This window comes from Halomonas flagellata (assembly GCF_022487945.1).
In the GTDB taxonomy this organism is placed as follows: Bacteria; Pseudomonadota; Gammaproteobacteria; order Pseudomonadales; family Halomonadaceae; genus Halomonas; species Halomonas flagellata.
Window position 1 is genome coordinate 61,124 of record NZ_JAKVPY010000024.1, and the last position, 12,436, is coordinate 73,559.

At 68.4% G+C, this 12,436-nt stretch carries 16 protein-coding genes; 8 read left to right on the forward strand and 8 right to left on the reverse strand.

From position 1 onward, the window contains the following. Nucleotides 1–69: 69 nt before the first annotated feature. The 3 genes from MKP05_RS17270 (at nt 70) to MKP05_RS17280 (ending at nt 1,397) form a co-directional block, all read left to right on the forward strand. On the forward strand, nt 70–474 hold the full coding sequence (locus MKP05_RS17270; RefSeq protein WP_240569434.1) for a hypothetical protein: 405 nt from the start codon (nt 70–72) through the stop codon (nt 472–474). Between the two features lie 141 nt (nt 475–615). After that, entirely contained in the window at nt 616–978 is a 363-nt protein-coding gene (locus MKP05_RS17275) for a hypothetical protein (RefSeq protein ID WP_240569435.1), read from the forward strand. Nucleotides 979–986: 8 nt separating this feature from the next. Further along, nucleotides 987–1,397, forward strand: coding sequence for a c-type cytochrome (locus MKP05_RS17280; protein WP_240569436.1), 411 nt, complete (start codon nt 987–989; stop codon nt 1,395–1,397). 6 nt (nt 1,398–1,403) lie between these two features. On the opposite strand, the gene MKP05_RS17285 is transcribed toward MKP05_RS17280, so the two are convergent. From MKP05_RS17285 to MKP05_RS17320, 8 genes are all read right to left on the reverse strand, one after another. Next, nucleotides 1,404–2,213, reverse strand: a complete 810-nt coding sequence (locus tag MKP05_RS17285) for an ABC transporter permease (RefSeq protein ID WP_326521366.1) — start codon at nt 2,211–2,213, stop codon at nt 1,404–1,406. Continuing rightward, a complete protein-coding gene (locus MKP05_RS17290) occupies nt 2,204–2,998 on the reverse strand; it encodes an ABC transporter ATP-binding protein (RefSeq protein WP_240569437.1) in 795 nt (264 codons plus the stop codon). The genes MKP05_RS17285 and MKP05_RS17290 overlap by 10 nt, the downstream gene beginning before the upstream one ends. Further along, on the reverse strand, nt 2,995–3,999 hold the full coding sequence (locus tag MKP05_RS17295) for a PQQ-dependent catabolism-associated beta-propeller protein (protein WP_110282741.1): 1,005 nt from the start codon (nt 3,997–3,999) through the stop codon (nt 2,995–2,997). Before MKP05_RS17295 ends, MKP05_RS17290 begins: the two co-directional genes overlap by 4 nt. Then, entirely contained in the window at nt 3,987–5,198 is a 1,212-nt protein-coding gene (locus tag MKP05_RS17300; RefSeq protein ID WP_240569438.1) for an ABC transporter substrate-binding protein, read from the reverse strand. The genes MKP05_RS17295 and MKP05_RS17300 overlap by 13 nt, the downstream gene beginning before the upstream one ends. A gap of 59 nt (nt 5,199–5,257) precedes the next feature. Further along, entirely contained in the window at nt 5,258–5,896 is a 639-nt protein-coding gene (locus MKP05_RS17305; RefSeq protein WP_240569439.1) for a hypothetical protein, read from the reverse strand. Beyond that, complete coding sequence (locus MKP05_RS17310) at nt 5,893–6,744, reverse strand: quinoprotein dehydrogenase-associated putative ABC transporter substrate-binding protein (protein WP_110282744.1); 852 nt, start codon at nt 6,742–6,744, stop codon at nt 5,893–5,895. Before MKP05_RS17310 ends, MKP05_RS17305 begins: the two co-directional genes overlap by 4 nt. Before the next feature lie 39 nt (nt 6,745–6,783). Further along, on the reverse strand, nt 6,784–7,314 hold the full coding sequence (locus MKP05_RS17315) for a c-type cytochrome (protein ID WP_240569440.1): 531 nt from the start codon (nt 7,312–7,314) through the stop codon (nt 6,784–6,786). 120 nt (nt 7,315–7,434) lie between these two features. Then, nucleotides 7,435–9,258 (reverse strand): methanol/ethanol family PQQ-dependent dehydrogenase, encoded by a 1,824-nt coding sequence (locus MKP05_RS17320; RefSeq protein WP_240569441.1) that lies wholly within the window; start codon nt 9,256–9,258, stop codon nt 7,435–7,437. A gap of 350 nt (nt 9,259–9,608) precedes the next feature. Here MKP05_RS17320 and pqqA point away from each other — a divergent pair, with 350 nt between their 5' ends. The 5 genes from pqqA to MKP05_RS17345 form a co-directional block, all read left to right on the forward strand. Continuing rightward, the gene (gene pqqA / locus MKP05_RS17325) at nt 9,609–9,680 is read left to right on the forward strand and encodes a pyrroloquinoline quinone precursor peptide PqqA (protein WP_081786101.1); all 72 of its coding nucleotides are present in this window, start codon (nt 9,609–9,611) and stop codon (nt 9,678–9,680) included. 112 nt (nt 9,681–9,792) lie between these two features. Beyond that, complete coding sequence (pqqC, locus tag MKP05_RS17330; protein WP_110282747.1) at nt 9,793–10,572, forward strand: pyrroloquinoline-quinone synthase PqqC; 780 nt, start codon at nt 9,793–9,795, stop codon at nt 10,570–10,572. Continuing rightward, nucleotides 10,569–10,859, forward strand: a complete 291-nt coding sequence (pqqD, locus tag MKP05_RS17335; RefSeq protein WP_110282748.1) for a pyrroloquinoline quinone biosynthesis peptide chaperone PqqD — start codon at nt 10,569–10,571, stop codon at nt 10,857–10,859. Before pqqC ends, pqqD begins: the two co-directional genes overlap by 4 nt. Beyond that, a complete protein-coding gene (pqqE, locus tag MKP05_RS17340; protein ID WP_240569442.1) occupies nt 10,852–12,003 on the forward strand; it encodes a pyrroloquinoline quinone biosynthesis protein PqqE in 1,152 nt (383 codons plus the stop codon). The genes pqqD and pqqE overlap by 8 nt, the downstream gene beginning before the upstream one ends. Before the next feature lie 177 nt (nt 12,004–12,180). Further along, nucleotides 12,181–12,436: alcohol dehydrogenase catalytic domain-containing protein (locus MKP05_RS17345; RefSeq protein WP_240569443.1), on the forward strand; the 256-nt coding region annotated here is incomplete at its 3' end.

Below are 12,436 nucleotides of genomic sequence, written 5' to 3' on the forward strand. Positions count from 1 at the left end.
CGATTCCCCCCGGGCGGCCTCCAAGGGGCAGCCATTCAAGGAGCCCGGCTCCACCACAGGGAGATCCCGATGCCCGATCCACACGACCCCCGTCACAACGCCGCCTGGCAGGCCGCCCGGCAGTGGCGGGAGCGCGCCCGCCAGACCCGCACCGGTGGGCCCCTGGACGGCCTGAAGCTGCTGCTCACCTGGCTGCTGTTCGGTGTCATGATGATCGTCGCCATGGTGCTGGGGCTGCTCTTCCTGCTGCTCGGCTGGGCCATGCTGCCGATCCTTCGCTACCGCCTGAAGAAACGCATGGAGCGCATGCGCGCCGAACAGGCCGAGGATGTCGGCACCGGCTTCCACTACCGCGAGACCCGCTACCGGGAGCATCGCAGTGACGGCGGCAGCTACCGCGAGCAGCGGGTGCTGGAGGGGGACTACGAGATCAAGGACCAGGAACCGGGAGACGGTGATGCCGGCAAGCCATGACCCGCCAGGGTGGCAGATCGCAAGGCATGGTGACAGGCCACGATGGCGGGCGTGACGTGTCATGGCGGGACGGTGGCAAAACCCCGCGAAGTGCCATAACTTGAAGGCTGTCATTCCAACACGGCTCCGGAGACAACCACGATGCCGACACGTCGGACGCAGCCGGCCGGCCTCCTTCGCCGGGTCGCCCTGTCCCTGCTACTGGCGGGGCTGGCGCTGCCGGTCATGGCCAACGATTACCCCACCGAGGCGCGGGTGGACTACGTGCTGGGGTGCATGGCGTCCAACGGCAACAGCTACCTGACCATGCAGAAATGCTCGTGCAGCATCGACGTGATCGCCGAGCACCTCTCCTACGAGGAGTACGAGCAGGTCGAGACGGTGCTCGGCATGCAGGATCAGCGCGGCGAACTCGGCGTGCTGTTCCGCACCGAGCGCGGCATGCAGGATCAGCTGCAGGCCCTGCGCCAGGCCCAGGCCGACGCCAACCTGCGCTGCTTCTGACCACGCCCGTGTCACGCCGCGTCCCCGACACCGCCTGGCCCACTCCGGCCTGGCTGCCGCTCGTTGCCATGCTGGTCGCTGCTCCGGCCATGGCCGATGCCGAGCGCGCCCAGGGCGAGCGCCTGTTCCGCGCCCAGTGCGTGGGCTGCCACAGCCTGGCCCCCGGCGAGCACCTGGCCGGCCCCAGCCTGCACGGCCTGATCGGGCGCCCGGCCGGCAGCGTCGAGGACTTCGACTACTCCCCGGCGCTGCGCGAGGCCGAACTGACCTGGACCGCCGAGACCCTCGACGCCTTCCTGGCCGGCCCGGACGACTACCTGCCCGGCATCCGCATGGTGTTCTGGGGGCTCGACGAACGCTCGCGCCGGCGCATCATCCACTTCCTCGAATCCCTCGACCCCGAGGCCACCGAACCCTGAGCGCCCTCAGTCGCCGCCGCCTCCCTTGCGCGCCATCATGCCTCGCGAGGGGTTGTAGCCCAGGATCGCCAGGCCCAGCAGCACCAGGGTCACCACCACGCTGATCAGGATCGCCTCGAGGTTGACGCGCTCGTAGAGCGCGAAGCGGATCATCTCCACCGCCTGGGTGAAAGGGTTGAGCGCGGCGATCTGGTAGACCAGGTAACTGCCCTCGCGGATGCGCCACAGCGGATAGAGCGCCGAGGAGAGGAAGAACATCGGGAAGATCACGAAGTTCATGATCCCGGCGAAGTTCTCCAACTGGCGCACGAAGGTCGATAGCAGCAGGCCCAGGGAGCCGACCATGAAGCCGGTGACCACCAGTGTCGGCAGGATCCACAGGTAGCCGAGCGGCGGCGCCTGGATGCCGTACCACCAGGCGATGGCCAGGAAGACGTAGACCTGCACCACCGACACCAGGGTGCTGGCCAGCAGCTTGCACACCAGCAGGTACCAGCGCGGGAAGGGACTGACCAGCAGCACCCGCATGCTGCCCATCTCGCGGTCGTAGACCATGGAGAGCGAGCTCTGCATGCCGTTGAACAGCTGGATCATCCCCACCAGCCCCGGCACGATGTAGACCTCATAGAGGATGTAGGTCTGGTAGGGCTCGGTCATCGCCACGCCCAGGGCCATGCGAAAGCCGGCGGCGAACACGAACAACCACACCAGCGGGCGCACCAGGGCGGCCAGGAAGCGGCTGCGCTGGTGCAGGAAGCGCAGCAGCTCGCGGCTGACCACGCCGCGCAGGCAGTGCAGCCAGGGCATCAGGGGCATGGTGCCTCCTCTTCCCCCACCAGGCGGTCGAAGGCCTCGCCCAGGGTGTCGACGCCGAGCCTGGCGACCAGTTCCTCGGCCCGGCCATCCGCCCGCAGCCGGCCGCGGTGCAGCACCAGGACGCGATCCGCCGGGCGGACCTCGTCGATCAGGTGCGTGGCCCAGAGTACCGCCACCCCCTCCTCGGCACACAGCCGGTGGGCATGCTCGACCAGGTCGCGGCGGGAGCCGACGTCGAGTCCCACGGTGGGTTCGTCGAGCAGCAGCAGGCGCGGCTCGTGGAGCAGCCCCCGGGCGATCTCCACCCGCCGCCGCTGGCCGCCGGAGAGCTGCCGCACCCGCGTGCGCCGCTGCTCGGCGAGCCCCACCCGGGCCAGTTGGGCCTCGGCCCGCGCTCGCGCCTCACGGGGGGCCATGCCGTGCAGGGCGCCATGATAGGCCAGGTTCTGGGCCACGCTGAGATCCAGGTCCAGGGTCGGCTGCTGGAACACCACGCCGATGCGGGCATGGGCCTGCACCGCCTGGTGGCGCACGTCGAAGCCGCCGATGCGGATCTCGCCCCGGCGGCGGTCGTGGAGGCGGGTGATCAGCGAGAACAGCGTGGTCTTGCCGGCGCCGTTGGGGCCCAGCAGCACCGCGAACTCCCCCGCCGCAATCGCCAGGGAGACCGACGCCAGTACCGGCGTGTCGCCATAGGCGAAGCTCAGGTCGCGAACCTGCAGGGCGAGCCCGCCCTCCTCGTTCCGGGAGAGGGCGTCCCTGTCGGAGACGGGGAGTCCACTCACGGCTCGACGATCACCCCCCAGGGAAAGCGCCCCACCGGGATCGACTTGATCGCCCTCAGGCCGTCGACCTCGATCACGCTGACATCGCCGCTGACCCCGTTGGTGGTGTAGAGCCGGCTCTCGTCGTCATTGAGCGCCAGGTGCCAGACCCGCTGGCCGACCAGGAGGTAGTCGAGCACCTCGTAGCTCTGCTGGTCGATCACCGCCACGCGGTTGGAGGGCCCCAGGGCCACGAAGGCGTAGCGACCGTCGGAGGTCAGCACCACCCCGACGGCCTGGACGGTCTCCCGGGGCACGCCCGGCACGTCGAAGCGAATGGTGTGCTTGACGTCGAAGGTCTCCTCCATGTCGAGGATCGTCACCATGCCGGCGATCTCCGACGAGACCCAGGCCTCGCGGCCGTCATGGGTGAACTCGGCGTGCCGCGGCCGGGCCCCCACCAGGCGATGGTGCACCGCCTCCATGGCCTCGGTGTCGATGATGTGGGCCATGTTGGAGGTCTCGGTGGTCGAGACCAGCCAGCGACCGTCGGGGCTGATCCCCAGCCCCTCGGGCTCGACGCCCACCGGGATCTCGGTGACCCGGGTGCGCGCCTCGTAGTCGAGCACCGAGACGATGTTGTCGTCCTCGTTGGAGACATAGAGGTAGGGCCGGTTAGGGTCGACGCGGATCACCTCGGGGTCGTCGCCGGAGGACTGGCTGCGCACCACCTGCAGGGTCTCCAGGTCGATCATGTCGATGGCCTCGTCGTCGCCCACCGCCACGAACAGTTCGCTGCCGTCGCTGCTGAAGGCCATCGAGCGCGGGCGACGGCCGACGCCGATGGTCTCCACCACCTCCAGGGTGTCACCGTCGATCACCGAGACGGTGTTGTCCTTCTCGTTGGAGACGAAGATGCGCTCGGCCTGGGCGGCCAGTGGCAGCATCAGCAGGATGCCCAGCGCCAGCCCCAGGGAGGCAGGCCTGCCGGCGGGAGTCGTGAGTTGGCTCAGAAACGGCATGGCGATTCCCCCTCGTCGGCGCCGAGCGAGTCGAGCGGCGTGCGCGGATGCAGGTAGCCCTCCTGGGGCGACACCGACGCCACCATGCGCGGGCCGGTGACCAGGATCGGCTGGCGCAGCTGATGGTTCCAGGTGCGGTAGCTGACCGGCAGGCCCAGGTAGCCCGCGAGCTCGAACTCCTCGCCGAGCATATAGTCGAGCACCTCATCGGGTGCCACCGAGCCGGTACGCGCCGCCGCCTCCCCCAGGGAGCGCACCGCCAGCCAGGCGCCGAAGTCGCGGGGTGTCATCCAGCGGTCGGCGAGCTTCTCGAAGCGCCGCTGCAGCTGTACCGCCCCCCAGGATTCGTGGGCACGGTGCCAGGGGGTGGCGATCAGTCCCTGGGTGCCCACCACCGGGCGCGGCGCCGAGGTCTGGAAGGGGAAGTACTCGCCGAAGTAGTCGGTCTCGTCGGCGATCACCAGCACGTCGTGTTCGGGCAGGTCCTGCACGAACACCGGGATCTCGCGCTGGATGGCATGGAAGCCGCCCTCGGCGCGCCGCGCCATGGGATCATGGGGCCACATCCGCTCGTCCACCACGCGGTGGCCGTAACGCTCGGCCGCGGCCTTCAGGGTCTCGGCCAGGATGCGATCCTCCTCGGTGTTGCCGTGAACCAGCGCCCAGCGATCCCACTGCTTGTAGCCGAGGAACTGGGCCAGGGCATCGGCCAGCATCCGCCGGCTCGGGGTGGTGTGGTAGAGCTTGGGATGGCAGGACTCCCCGCGCAGCTCGTCATCCGGCGCCCGGCTGTTGAACACCACCCGGTCGCCCAGCGCCGGGTGGGCCATCACCTCCAGCAGGCCTTCTGCGGGCAGGTCACTGACGATCCAGTCGGCGCCCTGGTCGATGAGGTTCTCCAGCGCCTCGCCGACGTCGCCGCCCTGGGACACCTCCGCCTCGTGGAGCACGAACTCCTGGTCGAGGAACCGGGCCGTGGCGTTGTTGTCGTTGATCCCCAACCGGGCCCCCTGGACGCCCTCGTCGTCGAGTACCGGGGCGAGCACCGAGAGTGGCTCCCGGTCGTCCGGCCGCTCCATGCCCAGGTAGCCCAGGGTGATGGTCTCCGGGGTGTCGGCCGGCAAGGCCGCCGACCAGCCCAGGCCAACGGCGAGCCCCCCCGTCATCAGCCAGCGGAGGGGACGTGGCAAGGTCCGCATGCATGCTCCTCAGGCAGCCGGCGCTGCCGCTGTTGTTGTCGTTACGGCCCCCCTTGGGGTCACGGCATTCGCGCCATGATCATCCGCACCATCCGAGCGAGTTTCTCCTCCAGCAGAGTGGGCTGCTCGCACATCGCCGGCAGCGCCTGCTGGCGTCTCTCGAAGGTGCGCTCTTCCCAGAACAGCGTCTCGGAGAGTCGTTCGATCTCGGCCTCGTTCGCCTGCTCGTCGTCGCGGAGCGCTTCCAGTTCGTCGACCAACTCCGAGATGTCATCGAGTCGCGCCACCTGGGCGCGGGAGGCGCGCCGGATACCGTCGATGGCCCGTCGCCGTTCACGATCGGTGAGCTCGAAGAGACCGGCGAACAGCAGCGTCAACCGCTCCTCGGCCGCGCCATCATCCACCGAGGCGACGAAGTCGCGGACCCGCTCCAGGGCCTCGTCCTCGGGCGTCGAGCGGTCGGTGGCGAAACGCGCCACGCGGCCGACCTCCTCATCCTCCCACCAGTCCCGCTCCAGCTCATCCAGCGACGGGCCGGTCCAGAGCGTGCCCCAGGCCAGTTCCGGGATCAGCCGCTGCACGCAGGGCCAGTCGGGGGGGCCCGCCGCCGCCCGCTGGGCCTCGAGCCGAGCCACGCCGCCCAGCACCAGGGTCGCACCCAGCCCGAGCATCACCAGAGTCGAGCGCAGCGGCCTCATGACGCGCCTCCTGCATCCGACGGCTCGGGAGTGAGCAACTGACCGCGCCGGTCGAGAAGCGGCACCCGGTACTCGACGAGGATGTCGTGGATCTCGTCCTGGCGACGCGCGATGAAGTCGTTGATCCAGTCCTTCCAGTGCGGCTCACCGTGGCGAATGCCCATGGTGATCCGGTAGTCCAGCCGGGCACCGGAGGTATCCTCGACCAGCGGAATGACCCGCAGCGGAGGGTCCTGTCGGGAGGCGTAGTAGCCGGCCAGCGGCCCCCACAGCACGGCGCCTTCGGTGTTGCCGGCCACCACGTCCTCGACGGCATCGCGCACCGGCGCCCGTACCCGGGTGTCGACCATCAGCGGATAGCTCTTGACGCTGGCACCGGCGCGCCGCAGCGGCACCAGGGGAGGCGTTTCCGTGATCACGCCGATGCGCCGCTCCCGCAGCGCTGGATCGGTGAGGCTGGTGGCGTCGAGGTCGGACTCCTCGGGCACCACCAGGGCGTAGACGGAGCGGTAGACCTCGTTGGTGTTCTGCACGAACTCGTAGCCGGCCACGGCGCCGATCATCACGTCGCAGACGCGCAGTTCCAGGGTGTTGCGCACGAAGCCCATGACCTGGGGTGCCCAGACGTAGACGAGCGGCACCCCGAGGTCCGCGGCCATCAGCTCGGCGATGCGGTTCTCGAACCCTTCGCCGGCCTCGTTGCTGAAGGGAAGGTTGTTGCCGTCGGCACAGACCCGCAACGCCTCGCGGTCCTGGAGTTCCGGGGGATTGGCGACCACCACGCCGCTTCCTGCCCCCAGGGCCAGGGCGACCAACAGCGGCAGCAGCCGGGTGACTCCTCTTCTCATGCGTCCTCCGATACCGGGAAGAGAAGAAAGGTGACGGGGCTAGCCGTCGGCCTTCTCATCATGGACGGCTTCGTCGGACTCCGCCCCCTCCTGTGGCGCTTCGGTTTCCTCCTGCATCGACTCGATGATCTTCGGGCGGCCGCGGCCCAGGCCTCCCTCGCCGCGGGCACGCATGTAGCTGAAGATGTTCTCCATGTTGGCCAGCACATAGGGGTCGTCGGCGAAGGAAGGCATCACCTGGCCAGGCTGGACTTCACGGCCGGCGGCGATGGTGCCGGCGAAATCGGCCCAGCCGCGGCGCTCGGCGGCACGAATCAGGCTGGGCGCGAAGGAGGACCCCAGGCCATCGGGCCCATGACAGGCCATGCAGACCCGGGTATAGGCGATATAGCCCTCGTAGGTGTTGGGATCGACCCTGTCGTCCTCGACGACGAAGGCGCCCGGCGCTTCCCCGGTGACACGGTGCTCGTCGGCCACGGCCGGCGAGACGAAACCGGCCAGGGGCACTCCCAGGCCCAGCACGGCCGTCAGGATGAGGCTCCGGCCCGAGACTCCGTTGAATACCGTCATGCAGCGCTTCCTTCTCGGTACGACCAGGGGCCGCCGGCATACTCATGGCGGCCCCTGGAGAGGGATGGGAGGGAACGGGGTCACGGACCCGAGTCCGCGCCCCGCCTGCAGGGATGGCACTCAATCCGGCAGAGCGAAGACCGTCAGCACCCCGCCGAGCTTGGTGTAGTCACCTAGGGCAGAGAAGGCACTCACGGCCCCCAGCCCCTCCTCGGGATCCTCGAGGCCTGCCGCCAGGCCGATGCCGGCCCAGCCGCCGACCCCGGAGAGTACGGCCAGGTACTGCTTGCCTTCGTGCATGAAGGTGTTGACGTTGCCGATGATCCCGGAGGGGGTCTTGAAGCGCCACAGCTCCTCGCCGCTCTCGATGTCCACGGCCTTCACATGCCCCTCGAGGGTGCCATAGAAGGCCAGGTCACCGGCCGTGGCCAGGGCACCACTCCAGACCGCGAAGCGCTCGTCGATCTCCCAGACGGTCTCCCCGGCCACCGGGTCCCAGGCGATGAAGCTGCCCAGGCGGCCTTCCATGTCACCGTTCTCCACCGGTGCCGGCATCATGGTCAGGGTCGCCCCCACGTAGGGCTGCCCGGCGATATACTCGGTCTCGAAGGGCTCGTAGTTCATGCAGATCCGGTTGATGCCGGCATAGATCAGGCCGGTCTTCGGCGAGAAGGCCGTCGGCTGCATGTTCTTGGCGCCCATGGCGGTCGGGCAGATGTCGGTGGTGTTGACGCCGACGCCCTGGCGGTAGGTGCTGTACTGCTCGTTGACGTTGGGACGTCCGGTTTCCATGTCATAGCTGTCCGCCCAGTTGGTCTCCGGAGCGAACTTCTCGGCCACCAGCAACTCGCCGCTCTCGCGGTCGAGCAGGAAGCCGAACCCGGTACGATCGATGATCGCCAGGCCCTTGCGCTGCTCGCCCTCGAACTCGACATCGATCAGCTGGTTTTCGTTGACGCCGTCGTAGTCCCACTCGTCGAAGGGCACCTTCTGGTAGACCCACTTGACCTCTCCATTGTTGGGGTCGCGGGCGAAGACGGTGATCGCCCACTTGTTGTCGGCCGGCTCGCCGTCCTTGGTGCGCTGTTCCGGGTTCCAGGTCCCCGGGTTGCCGGTACCGTAGTAGATCAGGTCGAGTTCCGGGTCGTAGGTGATCCAGCCCCAGGGGGCCCCGCCACCGCGTTCCCACTCGCCTTCGGGCCAGGTGGAGACGCCCAGGTCGGCCTCGCCGATCGGCTCACCCAGCATGGTGGTGGTTTCCGGATCGATCAGCACTTCGTCGTCCGGTCCGGTCGAATAGCCTCGCCAGACCTGTTCGCCGGTCTCGACGTCATAGGCGGTCATGTGGCCACGAATGCCGTACTCGCCGCCGCTGATGCCGACGATGACCTTGTCATGCACCACCAGCGGCGACATGGTGTTGGTCTCGCCGACGGTGTGGTCGCCATTGCTGACATCCCACAGCAGTTCGCCGGTCTCGGCGTCCAGGGCGATCAGGGTGTTGTCGGACTGGCCGAGGAACAGGCGTCCATCGGCATAGGCCAGGCCGCGGTTGACGGTGTCGCAACACATCACCGGGATGACGCGGGAATCCTGGTCGGGTTCATAGCTCCAGACCACCCGGCCCTCGTCCTCCACATCGAGGGCGAATACCTTGTTGGGAAAGGGGGTGTGGATATAGAGGCGCCCATCGCCGACGTAGAGGGGGCCACCCTCGTGGCCGCGCAGGACGCCGGTGGAGAATTGCCAGGCCGATCGCAGCTCACCCACGTTGTCGCGATTGATCTGGTCCAGTTCGCTGTAGCGGTTGCCCTGATAGTTGCCCAGTTGCGTGGCCCAGTATTCAGGGTTCTGCTGCAGCTCGAGTTGATTCTGGTTGGCATGAGCCAAGGATGCGACCATCAACCCGGCGGCCGTCATCGCAAAACCGATCTCCCGAAGCATGGCGTTGTCTCCGTCGCACTGAAAGGTGTGTCGCGGGGTGCGGCACATCCCGTTGTGGTTGTTATCCTGTTCCAGGCAATGACACTGGAAGGTCTAGCACAACTTTCGGGGCTACAGCGTGGACAGGAGGATTTCGGCTCTCGCCTGAGGTCAAAAGACTTTTGCGCACGAGCAACAATCCCGATAAATCCCTGCCGTGACGGCACCCTGACGTGGCGCGCTGATACCGAGAACGCCGGCCATGCCGCTCACGGGCACATGATGCGACTTTCGTAGCAGGGTAGATCCCGCGTGGCGTGCTTAACTGGAATAGTGCAAGCCATATCCACCCGCATCGTGGAGGTAGCCCCATGTGGACCAAACCCGCCTATACCGACCTGCGTCTAGGCTTCGAGGTGACCCTGTACATTTCCAACCGTTGAAACCACTGGTGACGACGCAGTACCCGATGGGCTGACGCTCCCCGCACGGAGCGTCGGCCTGTTGTTTTGCGCCGTTTTTCCCTTCCCGGCCGGACACAAAGAGGTGCCCTGCATGACCTCCATCGCGTCGCCGCTGGCGAGTTCACAGGGCGAGGCCCTGAGCCCCGAGGCCTTCCGCGAGGCCCTGCTGGCCAAGGGTGCCTACTACCATATCCACCACCCCTACCAGGTCGACATGGCCGAGGGGCGGGCGACCCCCGAGCAGTTGCGCGGCTGGGTGGCCAACCGCTTCTATTACCAGCTCAGCATTCCCCAGAAGGACGCCGCCCTGCTGGCCAACTGTCCCGACGCCGACACCCGCCGCCGCTGGATCCAGCGGCTGCTCGACCACGACGGCCACGGCGACGACGGCGGCGGCATCGAGGCCTGGCTGACCCTCGGCGAGGCCGTCGGCCTGACCCGCGACGAGCTCTGGTCCCAGGAGCACGTGCTGCCGGGGGTGCGCTTCGCGGTGGACGCCTACGTCAACTTCGTGCGCCGCACCGACTGGCGCGAGGCGGCGATCGCCTCGCTCACCGAGCTGTTCGCTCCGGAGGCCCACCAGAGCCGGCTCGATACCTGGCCGATCCACTACCCCTGGATCGACGCGGTCGGCTACGGCTACTTCCGCAAGCGCCTGAAGGAGGCACGCCGCGACGTCGAGCACGGCCTGGAGGTGGCGCTGGCGGTCTGCACCACCGCCGCCGCCCAGCAACGTGCCCTGGAGATCCTGCAGTTCAAGCTCGACGTGCTCTGGTCGATGCTCGATGCCATGACGCTGGCCTACCAGCTCGGCCGGCCGCCCTACCACACCGTCACCGACCGGCGTGTCTATCATCGGGGGCTGTCATGAACGGAGCCGCCATCACCGGGGCCAGCGTCTGTCGCCTGCGTCCGGGCTGGCGGCTGCAGTGGGAAGAGGCCCAGCAGCGTCACGTGCTGCTCTATCCCGAGGGCATGGTGCAGCTCAACGACAGCGCCGGTGCCATCCTCACCCAGCTCGATGGCCACCGCGACGTGAACGAGGTGATCGCTGCCCTCCAGGCGCAGTACTCGGAAGCCCCCGCCGCGGCCATCGCCGAGGACGTCCACGACTTCCTGGTCGACGCCGCCCGACAAGGGTGGATCCATCATGACTGACCACACCGACACCGTTACCGCCAACGGCCAGACCGGCGCCCCGCTGTGGCTGCTCGCCGAGTTGACCTATCGCTGCCCGCTGCAGTGCTCCTACTGCTCCAACCCGCTGGACTTCGCTGCCGTCGGGGAGGAGCTCACCACCGCGGAATGGATCGATGCCCTGGCCCAGGCCCGCGCCCTGGGCGCCGTGCAGCTGGGCTTTTCCGGCGGCGAGCCGCTGGTACGCCGGGACCTCGAGACCCTGGTCGCCGAGACCCACCGGCTGGGCTTCTACAGCAACCTGATCACCTCCGGCCTGGGACTCGACGAATCGCGCATCGAGGCCCTGCGCGAGGCGGGACTCGACCATATCCAGATCAGCCTGCAGGCCTCCGACCCCGATGTCGCCGCGGCGGTGGCCGGCTCACGCAAGGCCCACGCGAAGAAGCTGGCCATGGCCCGGGCGGTCAAGGCCGCCGGCTATCCCATGGTGCTCAACGTGGTACTGCACCGCCACAACATCGACCGGCTCGATGCCATCATCGCCCTGTGCGACGAGCTCGGCGCCGACGCCGTGGAGCTCGCCAACTGCCAGCTCTACGGCTGGGCCTACCTCAACCGCGCCGGGCTGCTGCCGAGCCGGGCCCAGCTCGAGGCCGCCGAGGCCACCACCAGGCGCTGGCGTGAGCATCTGGCGGCACGGGGCCGCGACATGCGGCTACTGTTCGTGGTCCCCGACTACTACGCCGACCGGCCCAAGGCCTGCATGGGCGGCTGGGGCTCGATCTTCATGACCCTGGCCCCGGACGGCGCCGTGCTGCCCTGCCACAGTGCGCGCATGCTGCCGATGCGTTTCCCCAACGTGCGCGAACGCCCCCTGCGCGAGGCCTGGTACGCCAGCGAGGCCTTCAACCGCTATCGCGGCGAGGCCTGGATGTCGGAACCCTGCCGCAGCTGCGACGAACGCCACCGGGACGTCGGCGGCTGCCGCTGCCAGGCTTACCTGCTCACCGGCGACCCCACCGCCACCGACCCGGTGTGCGACCTCTCGCCGGATCACCATCTGATCGAGGCGGCCCGCCGCGAGGCCGCCCGCGACACCCGCTCGGCGGCGGAGCTGACGCCGCGCAATGCTCATGAGTCAAGGGTGTTCTGTCGCGCTTGAGGGGGCCGGCCACCGGGGCCGGCCCGAGGGCACCAATGTTGCCAGGCGGCAACGCACTTGTGTCGCTGCGACACAATCCCCCTTTCCGGCTCACCTAGACTGACAGCACCGCCAGCATGATCGTGACGACACCCGCTAACGACAGCCATCGGCAACAACACCCTGGGGGGAGTCCATATGAAATCACGCGCCGCCGTCGCCCTGGCCGCGGGCCAGCCGCTGGAGCTGACCGAGATCGACGTCGAGGGGCCCAGGGCCGGTGAGGTGCTGGTGCACATCGCGGCGACCAGCGTCTGCCACACCGATGCCTTCACCCTCTCCGGGGCCGACCCGGAGGGCAACTTCCCGGCGGTGCTGGGCCACGAGGGCGCCGGCATCGTCGAGGAGGTGGGCGAGGGCGTCACCAGCGTGCGCCCCGGCGACCACGTCATCC